Origin of the sequence: Methylobacterium oryzae (genome assembly GCF_036441375.1) — a bacterium.
Classification (GTDB): Bacteria; Pseudomonadota; Alphaproteobacteria; order Rhizobiales; family Beijerinckiaceae; genus Methylobacterium; species Methylobacterium oryzae_A.
Window position 1 is genome coordinate 807,055 of sequence record NZ_MLCA01000010.1, and the last position, 22,553, is coordinate 829,607.

Consider the following 22,553-nt stretch of genomic DNA (forward strand, 5'->3'; position numbering starts at 1 on the left):
TCCGAGCACATGTTGCCGCTCTCCGTCCCAGAGATCAGGCACCTGCTCGCCCGTCTCTGCAACTGTAGTACTAAGGCGCCTCGTACTCGCCGCCGACTGTCAGCACGTAGCCGTTCGTTAGTGGGTTGGTCCCGTCGGTGTTCTTGATGAGGACGGTCGACTGCCCGTTGAATATGACCCCGGCCATGCCGCGCCCGGTCAAGGCAATCTCGGCCCCAGACAGAGGCGATACACCTTTGGCCGCAAACGGAATGGATGCTTTGACGTCTGTCGCGGTGCCTTTGTCTCCGAGGCTCACGGTAATCGAGACAAAGACGCTCTTGCCCACACGGCGATACTTGCCGGTTGCCGAGACGGTAGCAAATGCGCCGCGGCTAGTTGTGACGGCAGGCATGTAGGTAGTCCAAGGCCCTAGCAGCGCAGTCGCATCCAAAACCGCGAAGGTGGGGTCGACGTCAGGGGCGACAGCCCCGGAGGCTGCGCCAGTGAACGACGAGCCTACGACCGAGCCAGAAACCGTGCCCGTACCATTCTTGCTGATGCCGTACCGAGCCGTATTGAAGTCGCTGCTGACGACGAGTCCAGTGATGTTGATGTCCGTGAGAGACCTCGTTCCATTAGGTATCGTGATCGCATCGACGGTTCCGGGTTTTTTGCCGAGGCCAGGAGAGTTGACCGCCATGTTGGCGATCGATGTGCGCGACGCCATCAATATGACGCCCTCGGCCGCGGGCCCCTTGATCATGACGTTGGCAATGGTGGTGTCAGTCGCGAACCCGTCCACCCATAGCCCTCGATAGCCGGCTTTGAACGAATGCAAATTTGAGAACTGGCTTCCGGGCGCGCCGATGTAAAAGGAGTAATTACCTTTCCCTGCCGGGTCATATTTATTGAAAAAACCCTGCAGGTTCGAGAATGAGCCTTGTGCGCCCGCTCCGAGGTCGAGGATGAACGCGCCGTAGGACCCAATATCGACTAGGTCATCGACTACGGTTAGGCTGCCGGACCCGACATCGATACCGGCCCCAGCCTTCGGCGAGGAGCCGACCCCGCAGCCATTCGTTCGAGCTCCCCGAACAGAGACCCTGCGCGGGAAACCTGCGTTAACGGTCGCACCCGCCCCGGCATACTGGGCGATGGCGATGCAGTTGTCGAAGCCGTTGGACGCCGTTATCCGCGTCAGGCTTGTGTCGTCGGCCTGCACAAGGACAGCTGACGAAGCGAGAATGTCGCCGCCGTAAACTGTGCTGCGTGCAAAGCCCTTAGTGTTGGCCTGATGGTCGACGGCGAAATTGTCGAGTCGTGTGCCGCTGGCGGTCTTCTGGATGTCGAGGAGCGGGGTGACTGCCACGCCTGCCGGCGCGTCATATTTGATGCGGGTGCAAGCTCCCGAACCCTGAAAGTCAGCCTGAGCGGTTACGGCCACAGTGGAAACGAGGCGAATAGTCCCGCATGGTGCCGTGACGCGCTTGCCCGAGTTTAGCGCAGCAGTGAGGGCGGCAGTGCTGTTAGCCGCACCTGTCATGTCGACGCCGTAGTCGACGACGGACGGACGCTCCGACAGACGGTCGAGAAGGGTGCGGGTCGCAAGGCTCGGGAACGAGACGGTCCCCCCGTCAACGGGTCCGGTTGTGCCACCAGCTCCAATCTGGATAGCGTAGGGCTGCAAGGTGAACTGGCCGTTCTGATAGGTGCCGAGGGTGGGGCCGCCGGGCAGATCCGGCTTATCGGTGCCGGAGACGATCCGGGCGGCACCGGGGCTCTGATCCGCTTGCGCAGGCAGGACAGCGATGAGCAGCGTCGCTGCGGCAGCGAGAAGCCAATTCTTACGCATTGAACAATCTTCCAGATATCGAAGGCACTCCGGCGCAGCCTGGCGGATGCGATAAGATAAGCCACTATGGCCGCGCCGTCGCATCGGTGCGAGGTGATGCCGCCTTAGCCGGTAGAAAGGACGGTCATGCTCTATCTCAAAGCCGGTTAGGGAGTTCACGCAGACGAACAGCCCGTATTCCGCCGCTAGCCGGCGCGCCTCGATGGCGTAGAGCTGGATTGCCCGATTCTGGTTGGAGTCTGACGCGGTGGGCGGCGTCTTGGTCATCACGGCCGAGCCATGCGCGAGCAGGCCGTCGATCATCGTCATCATGTTAGCGCGGAACTGCGCGGCCGTCTGCCTGCCGGTGTCGCCATAGTTGTTCGGGTCGTTGTAGCTGGACATGAGGATGGTCAGATCGCAGGGGTTCGCATTTGCCCATCGCGTCACGCCCTTCGCGGACGCGTTCCCCGGATCCCAACGGTTGATGATATTGATGGTCCCGATGCCGGCCTACGTGATCGACGAACTCAGGCCCTTGGGATACGTGGTGGGCGAGCGGCTGCCGTATCCGCCGTTGATCGGCGGCTGGGTGCGGAGCCGACCGCCGTAGACTTTGTTCGCCAGGGCCTGCGGATTGTGGACGCAGGGCGCCGCTGCGGCCTCGGAGACGAACCGCGACGGCCAGACCGCCTTGATCCGCGAGGCAGTCGTGTAGGTCAGGTTCTATACCCGCGGGACCATCGCCCCGCCGGTCTCATGATGCGCAGTGGCGAAGCAGTAGGCGAGATCCATGGTCGCCATGAGCGGCGGCGCCATGTCCAGCATCGCGTTCCTGCCGTCCACCTGCGACTGCGCGAGGCGGCCGAACGGGGCCTTCCGCACAGCCGCGTAGAACGTCGCCCGATCCAGGGCAGCGGTCATGTCGTCCTCACGATGTCGGGGTTGGTATTGCGTCAGCGGCCGCGCGCAGGTGGGCAGAGCTGCATGGTGCCGGCGCCTTCAATGAGCACCGGGACGCAGATGCCGCGCGGCTTGTGCCGGCGGCTGGCTGCCTCCCCGGGACCGCAGAAGACGATCCCGAGGAGGCCTGCGATGGCCAGCGGTCGCATGGCCGAGCACATGGATGCCGCCGCTGACATCATGGCGTTTGGTACGTGCCGCTCAGCGCGAGGAAGTTGTTGTTCGCGATGGGCGAGGAGCCGTCGTAGCGCTTGAACGTCGCCGTGGTCGAACCGCCGATGGCCGATCCGGGGACCGACGAGCCGGTGTTCACGATCTCGGTTCCGTTGAAGGCCGTGACGTCGGAGACGGCGAACGGCAGCGTCACCGACACCGCTCCAGTTGCAGTGCCGATGTTCGGCATGTTGACGCTGGCGCGCCACTCGATCGTCTTGCCGACGTGCCTGTAGGCCCCGCTGACGCTCATCGTGGTAGCCGTGCCGCTGCTGAACGTCACGGTCGGAGTGTAAGCGATCCACGTCCCGCCGAGCGCCGAGGCGTTGATCATGCCGAACGTTGCGGAAAGACCGTTGCTCTCGGTCACCGCGCCAGAGAAATCATAGCCGAGCGCGAATCCCGCACCACCGTTGGTGCCGACCTGAGTGATTCCGTACCGGGCCTTGTTGAAGGTGTTCTTGATGACCGGGTTGACCAGATTGAGCCCGGTCAGCGGCCCGGCCGAAGTATCCAGAACGATGGCATCAACGGTGCCGGTCGGCTTCAGATAACCCGGGCCGTCGATCGTCAGTCCAGAAATCGTCGCCTGCGGGCTCTTGATGTACGCCGCTTCTGCTGCAGACGTCTTCAAGAACACATTGCTCATGAGCGTTTGGGTGGCGTAATAGTCCAGCCACAGCGCACGATCGCCCGCGTCGATGGAAACGAGGTTGGTCCAGGTCGAACCACCGGATCCGATGTAGAAGGTCTGCGAGCGCGTGCCGTCTAGGGCATATCGAGACTGGTTGAAAGCCGTGGCGATGCCGGTCAGGTTCGAGAATGTGCCCTGCGCCCCAGCACCGATGTCGAGGATGAAGGCGCCGTATGAGCCGACATCGGTATGATCATTGACAGAGCCGTGCGATCCGGAACCGATGTCGATACCGGCCGCGGCCGCGTATCCGTCCTGGCCACAGGAATAGGTGCGGATCGTCTGGAGAGAATAGTTGACGGGCTTTCCGGGAATCGCCTCCCACGACGGCCCGTTATCCGGGAGCTGCACGACGGAGATGCAGTTGTTGTAGCTGTTCCGTCCCGTGACCCGCGTGAGGCTCGTGTCGTCCGCCTGAACGAGAATGGCCGATCCGGCGATGATATTGCCGCCGTAGATGGTGTTGGCCGTGAAGCCCTTCGTGCCGGCCTGATGGTCGAAGGAGAAGCCGCTGAGCCGCGAGCCGACCGCGCCGGCCTTGATGTTGAGCAGCGGAGTTGCCGGCGAGCCAGCGGGCGCGTCGAACTTGAGTAGCAGGCAATCACCGGGTCCATCGAACAGGGCCTGCTTGGTGACCGTGACCATAGAGACGAGACGGATCGTGCCGCACGGCGCCGAGACGCGCTTGCCGGAATTGAGCGCAGCGGAGAAGGTGGCCGAGCTGTCGGCCGTGCCAGTCGTGTCGACGCCGTAGTCGATGACCGACGGGCGCTCCAGCAGGCGATCCAGCAGCGTGCGCGTGGCAAGGCTGGGGAACGCGATGCTCAGGGTGGATACGTCGCACACCGAGCCCGGCGCGCAGTTGATCGGCCCGTGGGAGGTGAGTTGCCCCACGTTGGGTGCATTCATGTCCGGGGACGGGTAGCGCGAGGCCTTCGACGCATCGAACGCCGAGGCATGGCTGGAGAGCAGCGCCAGGAGCGCCGCGGCGAGCAAACGGGTCCGCATGGCGGGTTCCTTACGACTGAGTCTGCGGGACGAAGGAGATCGTGTCGCCGTTGGCCCACGGCGCGCCGGGCGGAAGGCCATCGGGCGTCGTGGGCAAGGCGGCTTTCACGGCGGCGAGCGCGGCGCCGTTCTGCGCGGTCAGCGCGGCCACGAGAGCGGCGACGCTGAGCGTGGTTGGGGGAATGGGAGGTGCGGCCATGGCTCAGTTACCCTCGAAGGAGAAGATGTCGCCGGCCGTACCCACGAGCCACACGTCGCTGGCGTCGGCACAGGCGAACGAGGCGCCCTCACCTGGCGAGAGCGGGTAGCCGTTGCCGGCGCCGTCGTACTGCATGGTCACCCCCGAGGGGCCGACCATGGCGCTGAGCATGTTCGTGGCGTCCGGTTGCGCGTTCGCCACGTGCGCCTTGATGGCCACGCCGTTCCGGAGCTGGTAGGCCGGGAGCTGCACCGCGGTGCCGGTGGTGACGATCTTGACCTGCCCGGACCGGACGGTGGTCGGGACCGAGGTGGCCACCTTCAGCGCGCCATCGTCGTCGACCAGCAGCGCCCGCTTCTTGCCGTTGGCGTCGATCGCTGCGACGTGCAGCGGGCCCGTGGTCGGAGCCGAGCCCACGGCGCCGGCGCCAGCGACCGGTTGCGTCACGCCGGACCCGTCCACCGACAGGCGGCCACTCGACAGCGACGCCGGCAGCCGCAGCTTGATGTCGCCGAGCAGGTTGCCAAGCCGTACAAGCCCGGCAAGTCCATGCGCCGCGTGCTCGTGCGCATCTGGGGCGTCGACGGCACAACCTACGTCGGCCGGCGGATGACGCTCTACTGGGACGAGGCCGTGCAGTTCGGCGGCGTGGCCGTCGGCGGAATCCGTATCAGCCACATGTCGGGGATTTCCTCGGCGGTGACGACGCCGCTCACCGAAAAGCGGGCGAGCCGCAAGCCCTTCACGGTCAAGCCGTTGCCCGAGGAGCGCGACACGGCCCCGCGTGAGACGAAGGGAACGCCGGAGCAGAAGCAGATCGAGGCGTCTGCACCGACCTCCGCCGGCATGACGAAGCGGGAGCTGTACGCCGCCGCGCGCGTCGCTGCGGCGAAGGGGCAGGACGCCTTCGACGAATGGGTCAACCCGCTTCCGGAGGCCGCGTACGACGCCCTCGGGCAGATCTGGGCCGAACTCCAGGAGCTGATCGCCAAGGCCGATGAGGGCTTCCCGGGCGACACGCCCGCCACCGGGCAGGCCGCGTGATGGCCGCCGGCGCGAGGGAGACCCTCGACCTCTCGACGATCGATCCGGCGCACCTCGCCCTCGCGGCCGAGACCGCGGCCTGGGTCAACCTCGCGGCCGCCGGGATCCTCGGCGCCTGCTCCGAGCGCTCGACCTTGCGGGCGACCGGCCGAGCGATCGAGCACGGCCAGGCGCTGGCCAGCATCGCCCGGCTGATGGGCTTCGTGGCCGAGCACTACGCGAGCCTGCTGCCGGTATTCCTGGCGCTTCAGGAAGGCTCGGTCGTCGCCGTCGAGGAAGCCGTGCCGGCACGCGCCAGCAGGGACGAGCGGCCGCCGCTCGCCGTGGTGGCGCGATGACGGGCTTCCTCCTCTTCATGGCAGGAGTTGGTGCCGCCTCGCTGTTCGCGCTGCTCGCATGGACCTTCGTGTCCAGCATCCGCGACCTCCGCGCGGAGTACACCATGCTCACGGCGTCCGCCGACGATCAGCAGATGGAGGGCGGCCCGTGCGCGTCCTGATCTGCGGAAGTCGCGACCTCAATCCCGAGCTGGTCTGGGACTGGCTTGAGGCGAACGCCACCGAGGAGTGCGCCGACGCGCTCGGCTGCGCCCAGCATGTCCAGATCACCCACGTGATCCAGGGCGGCGCAACCGGCGCCGACACGGGCGCCGACCGGTGGGCCCGGTCGAGCGAGATCCCGGTGACGTGCTTCCGCGCGGACTGGCAGCAGTACGGCCGGCAGGCGGGTGGCCTCCGGAACACCCGAATGCTCGCCGAGGGCCGGCCCGACGCGGTGATCGCATTCCCGGGCGGCGCCGGCACGACCGACATGGTGCGCAAGGCGCGCACCGCCGGGCTGCCGGTGGTGGAGGCGCGGATATGAAGCCGCTCACTCCGCGCCAGATTACGGTGCTGGCGACGATTCGCGAGGCGGGCGTGTGCCGGATTGCGGTCCGCAAGACGCAGCGCCGCCCAGGGTCGCACGGCCAATTACGTATGGCGCGGCCGCAGCTCAGCGACGAGCCGAAATCCTATCGCGCCGAGTGCGGCGGCCGACGCCTGCCGATCCGGACTGTCGTGGCGCTGCTGTGCCGCGGCGAGCTCGTCCCGCTTCGCCGTGGCTGGAGCCTCTGTGTCCGCCTCCGGGCGCGAGATCCGAAGCAAGCACCGGCGAACGGCAAGGAGGCGGCGGCATGAAGCGCTCTCAACCCGCACTTAATCCGAGCACGAGCTGCTGCGCGATGAGCATCAGACCGGCCAGCGCCCCGCCGACCACGAGCACATCGGCGAGGCCGCGTTCCGGCTCAGGCCGGCTCCGAGCTAGAGCACGGCTCGGTGCGCTCGGGGGACGAAGCTGCACGACGTTGTCTGACCGATCCATGACCGCCTCCAGCATCATTGCTGGCTCGTATCTGGGTCGGGTGGTGATCGCTCGGCATGCGCCAGCGCACATTCTCGACTGCCTCTACGACGAAGACGACTCCGGCGTGCTGGCGCTGACCGCGTGCAGGTGCGCGGTGGTGGGGCGGTTCGTGCACGAGGCGGAGAACCGCCCACCCATTACGAAGCGAGGCTCAAGCCTCTTGCGCTTCGCGAAGCACGCTTTGAACGCGACCAGCAGCCAAGGCAAGCGCACCCTCCTGCGTGGAAGCGTCTGGGCAATCCTGCCCAGCAGAAGAGCCAAGCCGGTACACAATCCGGTGCTCTACAGCGCGCAGCAATTCGTTGGCGGAATCTTTCTCGATACTGCGCAACGTCCGCGCAAGATCGAGATAGGCACTGCGCATGAGGCCGAAGGCCAAGCGTGTCGCGGCTTCATCCGCGATCGGTGTCATGTCAGTCATGGCGTGTTCCCTACAAAACACGCTCCCCAGAACGCGGAGTCTATATGTCAGCCGATTAGGATTGTAAATACAGCATTCGACAAGTATCCGCGCATCGCTTTCCGGCCGCTGTGCGGCCGAAGATTTAACATATGACAATCATCAAGAGGCTTGGCCGCCAAGCCTATCTTGGGTGGCCAGAACGAAGCGGCGCTGCACTGCACTCAGGCAAGCGGCGAAGGGGTGGCGGCATGAATGCGCGCACCTCAACGACCCATCATTCGTCCGTCCGGCCTGTAGGATGCGTGCGGCACGCCTCGCGAAGGCTTTGCGATGCTTCGATACTGCCTTGCCAGAACCGTGATCAAAATCACCGCGGCTCCAACAAGGAGAACGACAGCCAGCCACAGCAAGATCTTAGATATAAGTTCGTCCATCATTCGCCGTTAGGTAATCTTTCTTTCTCGAATATTTCTGAACGGTTTCAATTGAAACATTTGCGGGCCGAAGTTTCGGTCTCCGCAATCTACCGCGCGATCAGCTTGGCGATCGCCGATCACGGCCCTTTCTTCGCAGTCCTGGGAGCGGCGGCATGAACGCGCCCGACCTCTTCAACTTCGAGCCGACAGTCCGAACCTTCCCCGTAGTCGAGGTAGAGGGCATCCGCGCCATCGTCGAGCGCGACCGGTGGTGCTGTTTCGATGCCATCGACGCCGGCAAGCCGTTCCCGAGTGAGACCGGCTTCCGGTCGGCCGGCAACGATCGCCCCGGGCCGGCCGAGGACATCCTGGCCGCCGTCATCACGGAGCAGCGGAAGGACAAGAAGGGGCCGTTCCCGATTCCGGCTACCGTGTATCGCCAGCCTTTCGCGGGCGAGGAGCGACCGCAGCCGGCGCGGGGGGCGATGGTCGCCCTTCGGCAGCTCGCCGCCTCCCCGCTTAACGTCGACCTGATCCTGGCCGTCTACGCGAAAGACCAGGCCGGCAGGGCGTGGGGGACCGGTGACCCGGCGAAGCTCGTCGAGATCACGCAGCGGATCCTCGGTGACGGCTTTCAGGCTGAGAGCAGCCCGGACGGTGAAGGCTTCGCAGTGATAGCGCCCAGCGGCCTGCGCCTGCCGGCGAGGGGCTTCTTCCCGGCCGTCCACAATCTGCGCTGCCACGTGGCGCGCATCACCAGGGAGGCGACCCGGGCGACCATGCCCGCGTTCTTCCCGGTCCGGAAGCGGTCAGCCCGATCCGCCCCGGCTACTCTCTTCACGCCCGCGGAGTAGCAGCATGGCCGAGTCCGCCACCATCACGGGCGAACGTGGACCTCTAGGCTACCAGTTCGAGCCTCGAGCCTCGAATTGTGACGTACTTCAGGGAGCTTTGCCTCAGGCATCGGAGCTGTACGCCCCCATCCGGCCCCTGATGACTGCTAAGCACTATCAGAGCTTCGCTGTCACCAGTCAGGCGCACGCGACTGCCAATTTGCACGCGCCAGGAGTTTTTCGCGTCAATCATCGCGCAGTCGCTCCGCCCCCTCCCACACGGTGTCGTTGCACTGTGCCAGCATGCTTTATCAGTTTACATCGAAGCGCAATAATCCGTTCTGATGACTTATTCGCACATAGTTTATGCGGAAAATGCACAACTGAGAGTAGAAAAGTTGGCAAAGTCAGCATCGGAAATGATGTAGCTAAATTTGCTTTTAGGTTGATATCGGGAGCGCCTGCACCCCTCCGTATCCTTGAGGTTGGGCGGGAGGTGGCTCGTGGCTGACCGTCCTATCATCTTCTCGGCGCCGATGATTACGGCGCTGCTCGCCGGCCGGAAGACGCAGACGCGGCGGATCCTCAAGCCGCAGCCGCATCCGCGCACCACGCAGGTATCCGTGTGTCGCGACCTAGGGATGGGCTGCGGCCCAAGTGTCACTGGCGGCACCTCGCAATGGGATCGCTGGCAAAAGTTGCGTTTCGCCGTCGGCGATCGGCTCTACGTGCGCGAGGCATGGCGTGCGCCCTACGACCTCGACTACCGTGTCGAGGAGCTCGGGAGACCGCGGCGGCCGGCCGAGTTCGACCCATCGACCACCGCGGTCGAATACCTCGCCGACGGCGGGCGCGAGTTGGGCGGCAAGGTCCGATCGCCGCTGCACATGCCGCGCTGGGCCTCGCGCCTCACGCTCATGGTGACGGACATCCGGGTTGAGCGACTTCAGGACATCAGCGAGGCGGATGCGATCGCCGAGGGGCTGATCCCGGAGACTTGCGCCGGGCAGCGCATGTGGGGCCCCGGCCCGCCGCACGGCCACTTCGCCCATCCGCAGGTCGCCTACCGGATGATCTGGGAGGACATCCATGGGCACGGCTCATGGGACGCTAATCCCTGGATCGTGGCCGTCACCTTCTCCGTCCACGCGCGCAACATCGACCAGCGCGCGCCGATCGCCGAGGCAGCAGAATGACCGTGGCGTATCACCAGGCCTGCTGCCCAGCGGTTCGAAGCAGCCTTAGGTCCGGCCCCACATCAGGCCGCACGCGCGTCCTGCGACGCCTGCAGGTCGAGCCAAAGATCGAGACCAAGCGGGCCCTGCTTGCGCAGCGCAACGCGCGCACGCCGCACCTCACCATCACGGACGAAGGTGATGTGCTCCGAGATGCCGCCGGTGGTGAGTACGCGCACGTGAGCAGTGGCCTCGGTGGACGAGAGCACCGTGCACGGAACGTCGAAGCTGCCGAGGCGGATCGTAGCCGTCGGGTGCGTGGACGCGTGGACGAAGTGCTTGTTGGCCATGCTGCGTATGTCCTCCATGCGGGAGATACCAGCGTAGGGACTCGATGCTTAACCGTCTGTTGCAGCGCAGCAACGACGGCAGCGGTTGCAGTGGCGAGATCATGACCGCCCGCATCTGCCCAACCTGTCGAACCGCGGCACGCCTCATCGCGTGCGAGGCGGGAGACCGCGAGCGCAGCCGGCAGCGCCGGGCGCCCAAGATGATGGTCGATTTGAATCGGGCGTGCGACGCCTGGCTGAAAGACAAGGGAGTGGACAATGACAAGTGAGGTGAAGCGGCGCCGTGGCATGGTTCTCATGCCCTTGGCCTACCGAGTTGAAGATGCTGCGGCGGCGATCGGCATCAGTCGCTCGGCCCTATTCTAGTACATCAAGCACGGACGGATTCCGTCGCGGAAGATCGGCGGCAGCACCGTCATCCGTCACTGCGATCTGGAAGCCTTCCTCGACGGGACGCCGTTCTCAGCCGCAACGAAGGAAGCCCAGAGCTCCATCAGCTGACGGCGTTTCTCAAGAGGGTCGCCGCGTCGGTAGGCGAGCTCGACCTCATCACCGACCATGTGGGCGAGGGCGGCCTCCATCACCTCGCGCGGGAAATCTGTCTCATCGCCGGCCCAGTCACGGAAGCTGGACCGGAACCCGTGGGTCGTGATGCCTTCGACGCCGGCTCGAAGGTTCAGCCTCTTAAACGCCATGTCTGAAAGCATGTCGCCTCGACCGTTCGCGAAAACGAAGTCGTTGCGGTCGATCACGGCTAGGCGGGGGGCGAGCAGCTCGAGCGCTGCGCGCGACAACGGAACCCTGTGCTGCCGGCCAGCCTTCATGCGCTCCGCCGGCACCGTCCAGACAGCCGAATCCAGATCGACCTCGCTGGCCCGCATGCCGCGGACCTCGCCGGAGCGAGCGGCCGTCAGGATGATGAACTCCAGGGCCCGAGCGGAAGCGGCCACGCGGGTGCGCAGGGCTGCGACAAACGCAGGAACCTCAGCGTAGGGCAGGGCAGGGTGGTGGCCGCGGGACAGCTTGCCGGGCTTCGGTAGCGTGTGCTCCAGATGCCCCCGCCAACGCGCCGGATTCTCGCCCTGCCGGTGACCCTCGACCTTCGCTGCATCGAGGATGCGCTCGATCCTGCCTCGAAGCCGGATCGCTGTCTCAGGCTTCTCGCGCCAGATCGGACGCAGCACGGCCAGAACGTCAGAAGTGCTGACCTCGGAGACCGGTTTTTCCCACAGGCTGGCGGCATAGGTCGTCAAAGTGGTGTGCCATTGCCGGCGATGGGTGGCGCTGCGCCAGCCACCGGCACGCTCATCCATGAAGGCTTCGGCCACTTTGGCGAATGTCGGCACACTCGGTACGGGTGCCGGGCGGGGGGAGGGCGCTTCGGCCTGTCGAGCCTCAACAGGGTCCTGCCGCTGGGCCACCATCGTCCGGGCACGACTTGCTAATTCGCGGGCTTTCGCGAGGGAGATGGTGCGTAGCGACCCAAGTCCCATTTCACGGCGTCGGCCGGCCAGGCGATAGAGAAAGACCCAGCGCTTTCCGCCGTTCTGGTCGACGACGAGGTAAAGCCCATCTCCGTCGGCGTGACGGCCCGGCTCGGCTCGGCGAGCGTCTGAACCGTCCGCGCCGACATTCGGTTGATCGCTCGCGCCATCTACCCCACCATTTACCCCACCAACCCCACCAAGATCGGAACAGATCACGCCGAACCGGTTTGGACCTATGTTCCTATACCACTCGGCAAGAGGTTGATAAAGAAGGGTTTTTTCCCGACGCTATTGGACCTTTGTGGACCGGCCGAGATGGGGGTTCAGTTGACGCTCCCGCATCCATCGCAAGAAGCCGCCAGGTAAGCCGAAGGCGGGGAACGTCGCCCGCGCCAACGATGGGAAGTCGAAGGTCCGCGCCGCTGTCGAGCACGTCTTCGCCCGTCAAAAGTGGCCGATGGAGCTCTTGTGCGCACCATCGGCTTGGCCCCAGCCGCCGTGAAGATCGGGCTAGCCAACCCCGTCTACAACATGAACCGGGCGGCCTGGCTCAACAGCTCCCGAACGAAGACGGTCTGAGGACCAGGAGCGAGGCGATCCGACCCAGATCGGGCTGGCGACGTAGGTCGCGTCAGATCCTCTAAGCTCGACTTTGGCCATTTGCGGCGCGTCGAGGGTGTGAGGTGACGAAGCGGGCGTGACGGATAGGCTGGTGGCGTCCCCGCCAAGAGACACCGCGATGCTTCCCCTGCCCGCCCGCTTCGCCGGGATCATCCTGGCGTTCGCACCGCTGTTCGTCCACCGCTCGTGGCGACACGCGCAGAACCTGCTGGTCGGCGCGATCCTCACGCCGGAGCAGCGCACGGTGACACGCGTCCTGCGCATCATGGGCCGCGCGGCAGGAGCGGCGATTCGTGAACGTCCACCGCATCCTCAACCGAGCGGCGTGGTGCCCGCGCTCCGGCAGCCGTATCTTGCTCGGGCTCCTCGTCGATGCGTTCGCGCAACGTGGCCCCCTGGTCCTGGGACTGGACGACACGATCGAGCGCCGCCGCGGCAAGCGGATCGCCGCCAAGGGCATCTACCGTGATCCGGTTCGCTCCTCCGACAGCCACTTCGTCAAGGCGAGCGGGCTGCGCTGGATGAGCCTGATGGTGCTCGCCCCGATCCCCTGGGCAGGGCGCGTCTGGGCGTTGCCGTTTCTGACCGCGCTGGTGCCGTCCGAACGCGCCTGTCGTGAACGGGGCCGTCGGCACAAGCCGTTGCTCAACGTCGGCGGCCAACTCGCCCTCCAGGCCCGACGCTGGCTGCCGGGGCGCGACCTCGTGGTGGTGGGCGACAGCGACTTCTCGGCCTTGCTGTTCCTCGACGCGATGCGCCGCGCCCGCGTCGCGGCGATCACCCGCCTGCGGCTCGACGCAGCACTTTACGATCCCGCCCCGCCGGGCACGATTGGGCGCCCGCGGACCAAAGGCGCGCGACTGCCGACGCTCGCCGCGATCCTAGCGGCCAAGGACACGCGCTGGCACGCGGTCGTGGTGCCCGGCTGGTACGGGGCAGGCGAGCGCACGATCGAGATTGCCTCGGACACCGCGGTGTGGCGGCACGGTGGCTTGCCCGTCGTACCGATCCGTTGGGTCCTCATCCGCGATCCCGAGGCGCGCTTTCCCACCCCAGGCCCTGCTCTGCACAGATCCGACGCGCGAGCCCGCGCAGATCGTAGGGTGGTTTGTGCGGTGCTGGACCATCGAGGTCACTTTCCAGGAGGCGCGTGCCCATCTCGGGGTCGAGACGCAGCGGCAGTGGTCTGACACGGCGATCGCCCGCACCACGCCCTGCCTGCTCGCTCTGTTCTCGATCGTCACGCTGCTGGCCGCACGCCTCTCGGCTCGCCAACGGCGACGCGTCACGGCGACCGCGTGGTACCCCAAACCGCACCCGACCTTCCCCGACGCTCTGGCCGCCGTGCGCTGTACGATCTGGCGCGAGCGGACTTTGGCAACATCACCGCGCCGACGCCCCCGAACAAAACTCCGCTTCCGTTTGCCAGCGCCCTGGGCCTATGCGCTCTGCTACGCCGCATGAAAGGCCAAAGTCGAGCTTATATGCCACGAGCAGGTTTCTCGCATGAGCCTCGAGCGTATCGCCGAAACAGGTTTTTCCACCGGGCGGCGTCCACACCTTGCGACGAAAGACAGTGGCGCCTTGCGCTAGTGAATCGATCTCACCAATATCGATCATTGCGGGATTGGGCCGGCGCATCACATCTGCGCGCGCCGTCCCGGCGGAGACTCAGCGGTAACCATTCGAGCGCATGGCCCTCGGAGCAAGCCGCGGAGACGTCATGATCAGCCAACGACCGACGATACCCCGCCCGCTGACGGCAGCGCCTCGCATCCTGGAGACGACGATCCTCGCCGCGTGGGTCGCGGCGCCCGCAGCGTGGAATGCCGGCGCCGCGATGGCGCGGGCCGCGACGGTGCCGGAGCCTCGCCCGCCGGCGATCCGGCTGCCGCTCGCCGCCTAGCGTCGCGCGCCCGTCCAGGGACTCGGCAGGGCTCGCCGAGGCGGGCCCTTTCTCGTGCGCGCCGTCCTCGGCTCCCCGGGCGAGACGGATTTTCCGGCGCGGGGCGGATTATCGTGCCTCGGCGCACGTCAACATCGCGACATGCCAAACTTGGAAGAGTTCTCAGGTTCGCCGTCCCCTTCCGTATCCCTCTGCGGGCGAGACGGGCCGTGCGCGGGCGGCGGCCCGCCAACGGGCGGCGGCCGGGCCCGACGGGCTGTACCGCGGCCGGCAAGATTTTCGAGATGATGTGAGACGGCGCACAATATAATCTGCGCTCAGGCTCAGATTTTTTCGCTTGCATCGCGCGTTTTTTCTGCCAAAACCGCGAAGCTTATCTTCTGGATTGGGGTTTATACATGCGTATGCTCGCAATCGGCGCAGTTCTCGCCGTCGTCCTGCCTTTCGCCGCGCAGGCCCAGGAGGCCGGTGACGCCGCCGCCGGCGAGAAGGCGTTCGCCCCCTGCAAGGCGTGCCACAACTTCCAGAAGAACGGCGTGGGCCCAGACCTGAAGGGCGTCGTCGGCCGCAAGGCGGGCACCTACGAGGGCTACAACTACTCGGCCGCCCTGAAGAACTCGGGCATCACCTGGGACGAGGCCAACCTGCACGAGTGGCTGAAGAACCCGAAGGCGAAGGTGCCCGGCAACAAGATGATCTTCCAGGGCATCGCGGACGACAAGAAGATCAACGACCTCATCGCATACCTGAAGACCCAGTCCTAAGTCGGACAGGTTTCGGACCAAGGATACGCGCGGCCTCCCGCCACGCACCCGCCGCGATATACCCCGCCCGGCCCAGCCGAGCGGGGAATTTTCCTTTTACCAGAGGGCGATCGACAAAAATAGTCTTGATTTTTATTCGCCAGAACTTCCCATCCCGCAGAATGGTGTTACTCTGGGCGCAGTCGCTCGGCGTAACGCACCGGGCGTCCTCAACCTTCAGCCCCGCCGGCACCCGCCGCGCGGGGCTTTTTCGTGGCTCAGCGGCCGCTGCCGGAGGAGAGGCTCGACCCGACACTGCCGGAGAGCTGGCTCGGCGTGCCCAGCTGGGTGCCGTTCGGGTTGGTGTCCAGGCTGAGATCGGGGGACACGAGGCCGCCGGGCGCGGGGTTGGTCGACTGGGCCGGCTCGAAGGCCTGCCGGCCGCCGGCCAGCGGGATGATGACCCGCTCCTGCCGGATCGTGGTCTCGCAGAGACCCTGGCAGATCGGCACCGTCAGGTCGGTCTCCTGGCAGATCGCCTTCATCTCGCCCCGGATGCACGTGCAGCGGCAGAGCGCCGAGGCGGGGGCGGGCAGCGCCAGCAGGGCGGTGGCGAGCAGGAACAGGCGCATGGTGATCGACCTCATTGCCCGCGACAGGGCGATCGGGGCTCGGCGGGCCTCATAGCACGACGCGCCCCGGAGCCCGAGCGCGCCGGCGCTCCCGGGGGCCGCGCGTTCGGGCTCCGGGGTGTCGGAGGACCCGTCGCTCAGCCGGCCGTGACGCGGCGGTAGCTCGCCGCGAAGGCCTCGGCGGCCTCGCGCGTCAGGTCCGTCACCACTAGTCCGGCGGTGTAGACGGTCCACCGTCCGTTCTGGTCTTCCGTGATGCAGATTTCGGCCATCGGGCGCCTCCATTCCACGCCACAACAAAGCCGAGCGAACCTGACGAGTTCCTGAACCGCGCCGGGCGATCAGGCCTCCGGCGCGCCGTCCTCCCGAGCAACGTCCTCCCGGAGGATGCGGACGGGCCGGAAAGCGCGCGCCGACACGGCGGCCTCGACCCAGGCGCGGGCCGCCGCGGCCGCGGGGTGATCGGCGAAGGCGGCGGGGCGCGGCGGCCATTCCGACCCGGACTGGACGACGTAGCCGCGGGTGCCCGCGGCGCAGGGACCGACGTAGCCGAAGACCTTTCCGGTCCCGTCGACGAGGTCGGTGCAGTGGACCGGCCCCTCGGTCCAGCGGAGATCAGGCATCGTCACGCCCCATGGTCTCGCCCCGTAAGCGGTCCGGGGCCGCGCACCGCGCGGGCCGAGGCGAGTCGACGCCGGCGCGGACCGCCCCTATACGCGCCCGGCGGCCGGATCGTCATCGGCGCCCTCCGAGCCCGCAGAGGGATCCGGCGTGGCTGACGGAGCGGCAGACGGCTCAGGGGACCGCTCGGCGGACAGCGTGGCGATCGTCGGCCTGGGCTATGTCGGGCTCCCGCTCGCCCTGGCGTTCGGCCGGGGGCGGGCCACGATCGGCTACGAGCGCGCCGCCGACAAGGTGGCGGCCTACCGGGCCGGGTACGACCCGGCCGGGGAGATCGTCGCGGAGGCGTTCCGGGCCGCCGCGCACCTCGCGATCACCGACGACCCGACCGCGCTGGGCGCGGCGGACGTGATCGTCGTCACGGTCCCGACCCCGGTGGACGCGGCCCAGTGCCCCGATTTCGACCTGCTGATCCGGGCCTCGGACCTCGTCGGCCGGCACATGCGGCCGGGCGCGACCGTGGTGTTCGAATCCACGGTCTATCCCGGGGCCACCGAGGAGGTCTGCATCCCGGTCCTGGAGCGCGCCTCGGGCCTGCGCTGGAAGACGGATTTCTTCGTCGGCTACTCGCCCGAGCGGATCAACCCGGGCGACCGGGAGCACAGCCTCGCCCGGGTGGTGAAGATCGTCGCCGGCGACACCCCCGAGACCCTGGAGCGGCTCAAGGCCCTCTACGGGTCGATCATCGAGGCGGGGCTCCACGCCGCCTCGTCCATCCGGGTGGCCGAGGCCGCCAAGGTCATCGAGAACACCCAGCGCGACCTGAACATCGCGCTCATGAACGAGCTGTCGCTGATCTTCGACAAGCTCGACCTCGACACCCAGGAGGTCCTCGCGGCGGCGGGGACCAAGTGGAACTTCCTGCCGTTCCGCCCCGGGCTCGTGGGCGGCCACTGCATCGGCGTTGACCCGTACTACCTGACCCACAAGGCCGCGATGATCGGCTACCACCCGCAGGTGATCCTGGCCGGGCGGCGGATCAACGACAGCATGGCGGCCCACGTCGCCCGCAGCACGGTGAAGCGGATCGTCCGGCGCGGCGGGACCGGGCGGGCGCGGGTCATCGTCCTCGGCCTGACCTTCAAGGAGAACTGCGCCGACCTGCGCAACTCGAAGGTCGCCGACCTCGTGCGGGAGCTGGAGGAATTCGGCTGCGCCGTGTCGGTCCACGATCCCCGCGCCGGCGCGGCGGAGGCCCGGGCCGAGTACGGCATCGCCCTCGTCGACTGGGCCGACCTGCCCACCGAGGCCGACGCGGCCGTGATCGCGGTCCCGCACCGCGACTACGCCCGACTCGGCCCGGAGGCGATCGCCGCCCGGGTGAAGCCCGGCGGCCTGATCGTGGACGTGAAGGCACTCTTCGAGAAGGCGCCGTTCGCGCGGCTGGGTTACGAGGTCTGGCGGCTATGACGGTGGCTGTGACGGCGGCCGCGCCGAGGCCGCGACAGCGGCGCGACGCGCGGCCAGAAACGCGGCACAGAACGCGGCGAGAAGCGCGACACGACCCGCGATCATCCGGACGACGAGGGAACACGCCATGGACGAGACGGGCCACGAGAACCGGCCACCCGCGCCCAGCGACGCGGCAGCGCTCGCGGAGCGGCACGCCCGCTACCCCGACGCGCAGATCCGCACGATCCTGAACGGCACGCGCACGATCGCGCTGGTGGGCGCCTCGGCGAATCCGGCGCGCCCGAGCTGGATCGTCCTGAAATACCTGCTCGACCGGGGCTACGCGGTGACGCCGGTCAATCCCGGCCTCGCCGGCCAGGACCTGCTCGGGCGCCGGGTGGCCGCCTCCCTCGCCGAGGTCCAGGCCGGGCTGGGCGACCAGCCAATCGACATGGTCGAGATCTTCCGCAACTCCGCCGCCGCCGGGCCGCTGGTCGACGAGGCGCTGGCGCTGACGCCGCCGCCGAAGATGATCTGGATGCAGCTCGGCGTGCGCGACGACGCGGCCGCCGCCCGGGCCGAGGCGCGCGGACTGACGGTGATCATGAACCGCTGCCCCAAGATCGAGTACGGCCGGCTCTCCGGCGAGATCGGCTGGACCGGCGTGAACTCCCGGATCCTCAGCGCCCGGAAGCCGGTGCTGGCGGGAAGGGGAGTCCAGAAGCTGACCATCGCGGAGCGGGGCCGGCGCTCCGACGGCTAGCGGTATTCTGGTACCTCAACCGCCAACACGCTGAACAAAATAGCTTTTCCGGGATCTTAAACTTCCCTGTTGACCCAGCGTCTGGGGCCGTCTATGCACCCGGCACCGCCGCCGCGTGTGCCCCACGCGGCGGCTCGTTTTTCGGCACCCCGATGTCCGCGGATCCCGAAGCGTCGGGGTCCGGTCCGTCGGAACCCCTGGGATTTGGCTATGAAGACCACCTCGCTGAAGCCCGCCGAGGTCGACAAGAAGTGGATCGTGATCGACGCGGAGGGCCTCGTCGTCGGCCGCCTCGCGTCGATCGTGGCGATGCGCCTGCGCGGCAAGCACAAGGCCGCCTACACGCCCCACGTCGATTGCGGCGACAACGTCATCGTCATCAACGCCGAGAAGGTGAAGTTCACCGGGCGTAAGTACAATCAGAAGAGCTATTTCTACCACACCGGCTATCCGGGCGGCATCAAGGAGCGGACTGCCAAGTTCATCCTCGAGGGCCGGTTCCCCGAGCGCGTGGTGGAGAAGGCCGTCGAGCGCATGCTGCCCCGCGGCCCGCTCTTCCGCCAGATCCTCGGCAATCTCCGCGTCTACAAGGGCACCGAGCACCCGCATGAGGCCCAGCAGCCGCAGGCGCTCGACGTCGGCGCCCTCAACCGCAAGAACGTGAGCGCTTGATCATGGCGACCCTGCAGTCCCTCGCCGACCTCAACCGGTCGAACACCGGCGCGGTCGACCCCGCCAACGAGGCCCCCGTCCACGTCCAGAAGCTGGACGCGCAGGGCCGCGCCTACGCCACCGGCAAGCGCAAGGACGCGGTCGCCCGCGTCTGGATCAAGCCCGGCAACGGCACGGTCACGATCAACAAGCGCCCGGTGGAGACCTACTTCGCCCGCCCGGTGCTGCGCATGATCCTGCGCCAGCCGCTGGAGATCGCCGGCCGCGTCGACCAGTACGACATCACCGTCACGGTGGCGGGCGGCGGCCTCTCCGGCCAGGCCGGCGCGGTGCGCCACGGCCTGTCGAAGGCCCTGACCTACTACGAGCCGGAGCTGCGCGCCCCGCTGAAGCGTGAGGGCTTCCTCACCCGCGACGCCCGCGTCGTCGAGCGCAAGAAGTACGGCCGCAAGAAGGCCCGCCGCAGCTTCCAGTTCTCCAAGCGTTAAGACACCCGGTCACACCGGTGTCACGGAGAGGGCGGCTCCTGCGGGGGCCGCCCTTTCGCGTTTTCAGGCCGCGGCACGGCCGTTGACAGGCTGCCGCACCGCGCGCACCTGATCCCCGGCCGCGGTGCCCGACTCGGGCGGCAAGGCGTTTTAGAGAGAGCGAGACGAGCGATGTCTGGCGCAGGCGCGACGAAGCCCACCGTGTTCATCGACGGCGAGGCCGGCACGACCGGTCTCGGCATCCGCGAGCGCCTGGAGCGCGACGGGCGGGTCGCCCTGCGCAGCATCGCGCCCGAGCACCGCAAGGACCCGGCGGCGAAGCGCGCGCTCCTCGCCGAGGTCGACCTCGTCGTGCTCTGCCTGCCGGACGCGGCCGCCAAGGAGACCGTGGCGCTGGCCGACAGCCTGCCGGGCGGCGGCCCGCGCGTGCTCGACGCTAGCACCGCCCACCGGGTCGCGGAGGGCTGGACCTACGGCTTCCCGGAGCTGACCCGGGAGCAGGGGGCGGCGGTGGCCCGCGCCCGGCGGGTCGCCAATCCCGGCTGCTACCCGACCGGCGGCGTCGCGCTCCTGCGCCCGCTGGTGGAGGGCGGCCTGATCCCGGCCGACCACCCGATCAGCGTCAACGCGGTCAGCGGCTACAGCGGCGGCGGCAAGAGCATGATCGAGGCCTACGAGCAGGGCGCGGCGCCGCCGTTCCAGCTCTACGGCCTCGGCTTCGCCCACAAGCACCTGCCGGAATTGCAGCGCTACAGCGGGCTGACTCGGCGGCCGATCTTCGTGCCGTCGGTGGGCAATTTCCGGCAGGGGATGCTGGTGAGCGTGCCGCTCCACCTCGAGACGCTGCCGGGCCGGCCCACGGCCTCCGACCTCGAGGCGGCCCTGCGCGACTGGTACGCCGGCCAGCCCCTGGTGCAGGTCGTGCCGGGCGCCGCCACCGGCGCGCACCGCGAGAAGATCGAGCCGGAGGATCTCAACGACACCGACCGGCTGGAGCTGCGGGTGTTCGGCTCGGCCGAGCACGGGCAGGCGGTGCTGGTCGCGCGCCTCGACAATCTCGGCAAGGGTGCCTCCGGGGCGGCCGTGCAGAATCTCGGGCTGATGCTCGGGCTCGACGGCTAGCCGCACGGGCGCCGCGCCCGTCACCGCAGGACGCGGCGGCGGGACCCTCACGCCCGCCTCGACAGAGGGGGGTCGGACGGCGAAGAGAGGGGCTCGGGGCGCGGGCCCCGGACCGCTCCCTGCGCAGCGCGAGACGCGATGAACGGCGACCTGATCGATGCGGCGTTCGGCCGGCCCTGGCACCGCGCGGCCGGCGCGACCGACCGCTTGGCCGGCCCACCGGGCTTCCAGGTCGATCTCGGCTTCCGCTGCCCGGTCCGCCGGGTCGAGATCGCGGCGGCCTGCGCGGCGCCGCCGCGCCTCGCCCTCTCCGACGACGGGCAGGTCTGGCGCGAGCCCGATCTCGACGCGGCCCGGAGCGGGCCCGCGACCCTGGTGCTCGCCGCCGGGGAAGGCGCCTGGGCGCGCCACGTCCGCGTCGCCCCGGACGGCCCCGCGGGAAGCGCGCCGCCGGCGGTGCGGGTGCTGTGCGACCGGGCGGATTTCGACCTCATCGCCCTGCGGCGCGTGCTCGACGTGCCCTTCGACATGGCCGACGAGCGGCCCGGCGCGAACGTTTACGTCTCCTACCGCCTCGTCAGCGCCGAGCGGCCGCGCTCCCGCGCCCTGGTCGGGCTCGCGCTCTACGAGTGCGGCGCCTTCGGCAACTGCCTGATCCAGCTGCTGCTCGCCATCGGCATCGCCCGCAACCTGAACCTGAAATACATCAAGCTCCCGGCCGCCGACCGGAGCGAGGTGATCGGCCTCACCGGCCCCCTGACCTGCGGCGGCCTCACCTTCATCCCCGGCTCGGAGCCGCTGCCGGAGGCGGGCATGTTCCTGTCGGGGATGTATTTCGACCTCGGGATCCAGCAGCTCGCCGGCACCCTCGGCCCGGACGAGACCCGGGACATCGTGCGGACCTGCATCCGGCCGCTGTTCAACCGGCTGCCGCGGGATATCCCGGCCAAGCCCGACGACGAGCTGCTGATCCACATCCGCTCGGGGGACATCTTCAGCACCTGGGTGGCGCCGACCTACCCGCAGCCACCGCTCGCCTTCTACCAGATGGTGATCCGGCGGCTCCTGGCGGGGGGCCGCATCGCCCGGATCAAGATGGTGTTCGAGAACCGGCTCAACCCGGTGATCCCGGTGCTGGAAGCGTGGATCGCCGAGATCGGCGTGCCGCTGACGACTCAGAGCGGCACCCTCATCGACGACGTCGCGGCGCTGATGAACGGGCGCTACCTCGTCTTCGGGCTCGGCACGTTCGGGCCGGGGGTCTGCCAGCTCTCCGAGCACGTCGAGCAGGTCTACTACTTCGCCTCCGGCTGGCCGCAGCATTTCAAGAGCATCCCGACCATCGGACGCGTCGTGGAAGTGCTGGACGTCGCCGGCGGCTACACGAAGGTCGGCGAGTGGGACAACTCGCCCGAGCGCCGCGCGCTGATGCTCGCGTATCCGGCCGAGAACCTCGCCTTCGACGACGCCTGAGCCCGGCCCCGCCGCGGCCGCCTTGCCGAAGCCGGCAAAACCGGTGACAAGCCCTCGA

Annotated in this window: 31 protein-coding genes and 2 pseudogenes; 20 read left to right on the forward strand and 13 right to left on the reverse strand. The window is 67.7% G+C overall.

Features of this window, described 5'->3' with window-relative positions; genetic code table 11:
* Window positions 1-70: 70 nt before the first annotated feature.
* Window positions 71-2,218, reverse strand: a complete 2,148-nt coding sequence (locus MOTC310_RS22245; RefSeq protein WP_331303318.1) for a hypothetical protein — start codon at window positions 2,216-2,218, stop codon at window positions 71-73.
* 4 nt (window positions 2,219-2,222) lie between these two features.
* On the opposite strand from MOTC310_RS22245, the gene MOTC310_RS22250 reads away from it, so the two are divergent.
* The gene (locus MOTC310_RS22250; RefSeq protein WP_331303319.1) at window positions 2,223-2,426 is read left to right on the forward strand and encodes a hypothetical protein; all 204 of its coding nucleotides are present in this window, start codon (window positions 2,223-2,225) and stop codon (window positions 2,424-2,426) included.
* Between the two features lie 113 nt (window positions 2,427-2,539).
* On the opposite strand, the gene MOTC310_RS22255 is transcribed toward MOTC310_RS22250, so the two are convergent.
* From MOTC310_RS22255 to MOTC310_RS22270, 4 genes are all read right to left on the reverse strand, one after another.
* On the reverse strand, window positions 2,540-2,737 hold the full coding sequence (locus tag MOTC310_RS22255) for a hypothetical protein (protein WP_331303320.1): 198 nt from the start codon (window positions 2,735-2,737) through the stop codon (window positions 2,540-2,542).
* A 217-nt stretch (window positions 2,738-2,954) separates the two neighbouring features.
* On the reverse strand, window positions 2,955-4,691 hold the full coding sequence (locus MOTC310_RS22260; RefSeq protein WP_331303321.1) for a hypothetical protein: 1,737 nt from the start codon (window positions 4,689-4,691) through the stop codon (window positions 2,955-2,957).
* Between the two features lie 10 nt (window positions 4,692-4,701).
* Window positions 4,702-4,890, reverse strand: coding sequence for a hypothetical protein (locus MOTC310_RS22265; protein ID WP_331303322.1), 189 nt, complete (start codon window positions 4,888-4,890; stop codon window positions 4,702-4,704).
* A 3-nt stretch (window positions 4,891-4,893) separates the two neighbouring features.
* Window positions 4,894-5,337, reverse strand: coding sequence for a hypothetical protein (locus tag MOTC310_RS22270; protein ID WP_331303323.1), 444 nt, complete (start codon window positions 5,335-5,337; stop codon window positions 4,894-4,896).
* 102 nt (window positions 5,338-5,439) lie between these two features.
* Between MOTC310_RS22270 and MOTC310_RS22275 the strand changes: the two genes are divergently transcribed.
* The 5 genes from MOTC310_RS22275 to MOTC310_RS22295 are packed head-to-tail and all read left to right on the forward strand — an operon-like array spanning window position 5,440 to window position 7,112.
* On the forward strand, window positions 5,440-5,934 hold the full coding sequence (locus tag MOTC310_RS22275; protein ID WP_331303324.1) for a hypothetical protein: 495 nt from the start codon (window positions 5,440-5,442) through the stop codon (window positions 5,932-5,934).
* Window positions 5,934-6,272, forward strand: a complete 339-nt coding sequence (locus MOTC310_RS22280) for a hypothetical protein (protein ID WP_331303325.1) — start codon at window positions 5,934-5,936, stop codon at window positions 6,270-6,272. Before MOTC310_RS22275 ends, MOTC310_RS22280 begins: the two co-directional genes overlap by 1 nt.
* Window positions 6,269-6,433 (forward strand): hypothetical protein, encoded by a 165-nt coding sequence (locus tag MOTC310_RS22285; protein ID WP_331303326.1) that lies wholly within the window; start codon window positions 6,269-6,271, stop codon window positions 6,431-6,433. The genes MOTC310_RS22280 and MOTC310_RS22285 overlap by 4 nt, the downstream gene beginning before the upstream one ends.
* Window positions 6,421-6,798 (forward strand): SLOG family protein, encoded by a 378-nt coding sequence (locus tag MOTC310_RS22290; RefSeq protein WP_331303327.1) that lies wholly within the window; start codon window positions 6,421-6,423, stop codon window positions 6,796-6,798. The genes MOTC310_RS22285 and MOTC310_RS22290 overlap by 13 nt, the downstream gene beginning before the upstream one ends.
* Complete coding sequence (locus MOTC310_RS22295) at window positions 6,795-7,112, forward strand: hypothetical protein (protein ID WP_331303328.1); 318 nt, start codon at window positions 6,795-6,797, stop codon at window positions 7,110-7,112. Before MOTC310_RS22290 ends, MOTC310_RS22295 begins: the two co-directional genes overlap by 4 nt.
* Window positions 7,113-7,119: 7 nt before the next feature.
* On the opposite strand, the gene MOTC310_RS22300 is transcribed toward MOTC310_RS22295, so the two are convergent.
* Window positions 7,120-7,314: a hypothetical protein gene (locus MOTC310_RS22300; RefSeq protein WP_331303329.1), complete on the reverse strand. Its 195-nt coding sequence runs from the start codon at window positions 7,312-7,314 to the stop codon at window positions 7,120-7,122.
* 175 nt (window positions 7,315-7,489) lie between these two features.
* A complete protein-coding gene (locus MOTC310_RS22305; protein ID WP_331303330.1) occupies window positions 7,490-7,759 on the reverse strand; it encodes a hypothetical protein in 270 nt (89 codons plus the stop codon).
* A 131-nt stretch (window positions 7,760-7,890) separates the two neighbouring features.
* Between MOTC310_RS22305 and MOTC310_RS22310 the strand changes: the two genes are divergently transcribed.
* From MOTC310_RS22310 to MOTC310_RS22320, 3 genes are all read left to right on the forward strand, one after another.
* On the forward strand, window positions 7,891-8,334 hold the full coding sequence (locus MOTC310_RS22310; RefSeq protein ID WP_331303331.1) for a hypothetical protein: 444 nt from the start codon (window positions 7,891-7,893) through the stop codon (window positions 8,332-8,334).
* On the forward strand, window positions 8,331-9,011 hold the full coding sequence (locus MOTC310_RS22315) for a hypothetical protein (RefSeq protein WP_331303332.1): 681 nt from the start codon (window positions 8,331-8,333) through the stop codon (window positions 9,009-9,011). The genes MOTC310_RS22310 and MOTC310_RS22315 overlap by 4 nt, the downstream gene beginning before the upstream one ends.
* 482 nt (window positions 9,012-9,493) lie before the next feature.
* Complete coding sequence (locus tag MOTC310_RS22320; protein WP_331303333.1) at window positions 9,494-10,186, forward strand: hypothetical protein; 693 nt, start codon at window positions 9,494-9,496, stop codon at window positions 10,184-10,186.
* Between the two features lie 62 nt (window positions 10,187-10,248).
* On the opposite strand, the gene MOTC310_RS22325 is transcribed toward MOTC310_RS22320, so the two are convergent.
* A complete protein-coding gene (locus MOTC310_RS22325; protein WP_331303334.1) occupies window positions 10,249-10,515 on the reverse strand; it encodes a hypothetical protein in 267 nt (88 codons plus the stop codon).
* A gap of 44 nt (window positions 10,516-10,559) precedes the next feature.
* On the opposite strand from MOTC310_RS22325, the gene MOTC310_RS22330 reads away from it, so the two are divergent.
* On the forward strand, window positions 10,560-10,784 hold the full coding sequence (locus MOTC310_RS22330) for a hypothetical protein (RefSeq protein WP_331303335.1): 225 nt from the start codon (window positions 10,560-10,562) through the stop codon (window positions 10,782-10,784).
* 153 nt (window positions 10,785-10,937) lie between these two features.
* On the opposite strand, the gene MOTC310_RS22335 is transcribed toward MOTC310_RS22330, so the two are convergent.
* Window positions 10,938-11,843: a tyrosine-type recombinase/integrase gene (locus tag MOTC310_RS22335; RefSeq protein ID WP_331303387.1), complete on the reverse strand. Its 906-nt coding sequence runs from the start codon at window positions 11,841-11,843 to the stop codon at window positions 10,938-10,940.
* A gap of 111 nt (window positions 11,844-11,954) precedes the next feature.
* Window positions 11,955-12,218, reverse strand: a pseudogene (locus tag MOTC310_RS22340) (Arm DNA-binding domain-containing protein); the annotation flags it as partial.
* A 115-nt stretch (window positions 12,219-12,333) separates the two neighbouring features.
* Here MOTC310_RS22340 and MOTC310_RS22345 point away from each other — a divergent pair.
* From MOTC310_RS22345 to MOTC310_RS22360, 4 genes and pseudogenes are all read left to right on the forward strand, one after another.
* Window positions 12,334-12,581: pseudogene (locus tag MOTC310_RS22345) on the forward strand (IS5/IS1182 family transposase); the annotation flags it as partial.
* 335 nt (window positions 12,582-12,916) lie between these two features.
* A complete protein-coding gene (locus MOTC310_RS22350; RefSeq protein WP_331303336.1) occupies window positions 12,917-13,813 on the forward strand; it encodes an IS701 family transposase in 897 nt (298 codons plus the stop codon).
* A 533-nt stretch (window positions 13,814-14,346) separates the two neighbouring features.
* Window positions 14,347-14,529, forward strand: a complete 183-nt coding sequence (locus tag MOTC310_RS22355; protein ID WP_331303337.1) for a hypothetical protein — start codon at window positions 14,347-14,349, stop codon at window positions 14,527-14,529.
* A gap of 398 nt (window positions 14,530-14,927) precedes the next feature.
* Entirely contained in the window at window positions 14,928-15,293 is a 366-nt protein-coding gene (locus MOTC310_RS22360; protein WP_012318169.1) for a c-type cytochrome, read from the forward strand.
* Between the two features lie 257 nt (window positions 15,294-15,550).
* Here MOTC310_RS22360 and MOTC310_RS22365 read toward each other — a convergent pair whose 3' ends face one another.
* The 3 genes from MOTC310_RS22365 to MOTC310_RS22375 form a co-directional block, all read right to left on the reverse strand.
* Window positions 15,551-15,904 carry a hypothetical protein gene (locus MOTC310_RS22365; protein ID WP_331303338.1) on the reverse strand — a complete coding sequence of 118 codons (354 nt, stop codon included), beginning with the start codon at window positions 15,902-15,904 and terminating at the stop codon, window positions 15,551-15,553.
* A gap of 137 nt (window positions 15,905-16,041) precedes the next feature.
* On the reverse strand, window positions 16,042-16,176 hold the full coding sequence (locus tag MOTC310_RS22370) for a hypothetical protein (RefSeq protein ID WP_020096204.1): 135 nt from the start codon (window positions 16,174-16,176) through the stop codon (window positions 16,042-16,044).
* A gap of 69 nt (window positions 16,177-16,245) precedes the next feature.
* Window positions 16,246-16,527 (reverse strand): hypothetical protein, encoded by a 282-nt coding sequence (locus MOTC310_RS22375; protein WP_012318172.1) that lies wholly within the window; start codon window positions 16,525-16,527, stop codon window positions 16,246-16,248.
* Between the two features lie 196 nt (window positions 16,528-16,723).
* On the opposite strand from MOTC310_RS22375, the gene MOTC310_RS22380 reads away from it, so the two are divergent.
* From MOTC310_RS22380 to MOTC310_RS22405, 6 genes are all read left to right on the forward strand, one after another.
* Window positions 16,724-17,995 (forward strand): nucleotide sugar dehydrogenase, encoded by a 1,272-nt coding sequence (locus MOTC310_RS22380; RefSeq protein WP_331303339.1) that lies wholly within the window; start codon window positions 16,724-16,726, stop codon window positions 17,993-17,995.
* 127 nt (window positions 17,996-18,122) lie between these two features.
* Complete coding sequence (locus MOTC310_RS22385) at window positions 18,123-18,740, forward strand: CoA-binding protein (protein WP_331303340.1); 618 nt, start codon at window positions 18,123-18,125, stop codon at window positions 18,738-18,740.
* 210 nt (window positions 18,741-18,950) lie between these two features.
* Window positions 18,951-19,412, forward strand: coding sequence for a 50S ribosomal protein L13 (gene rplM / locus MOTC310_RS22390; RefSeq protein ID WP_012318175.1), 462 nt, complete (start codon window positions 18,951-18,953; stop codon window positions 19,410-19,412).
* A gap of 2 nt (window positions 19,413-19,414) precedes the next feature.
* Window positions 19,415-19,900 carry a 30S ribosomal protein S9 gene (rpsI, locus tag MOTC310_RS22395; protein ID WP_012318176.1) on the forward strand — a complete coding sequence of 162 codons (486 nt, stop codon included), beginning with the start codon at window positions 19,415-19,417 and terminating at the stop codon, window positions 19,898-19,900.
* Between the two features lie 171 nt (window positions 19,901-20,071).
* Window positions 20,072-21,022, forward strand: coding sequence for an N-acetyl-gamma-glutamyl-phosphate reductase (argC, locus tag MOTC310_RS22400; protein WP_234080953.1), 951 nt, complete (start codon window positions 20,072-20,074; stop codon window positions 21,020-21,022).
* 138 nt (window positions 21,023-21,160) lie between these two features.
* Window positions 21,161-22,495: a coagulation factor 5 8 type domain-containing protein gene (locus tag MOTC310_RS22405; protein ID WP_331303341.1), complete on the forward strand. Its 1,335-nt coding sequence runs from the start codon at window positions 21,161-21,163 to the stop codon at window positions 22,493-22,495.
* Window positions 22,496-22,553 lie beyond the last annotated feature (58 nt).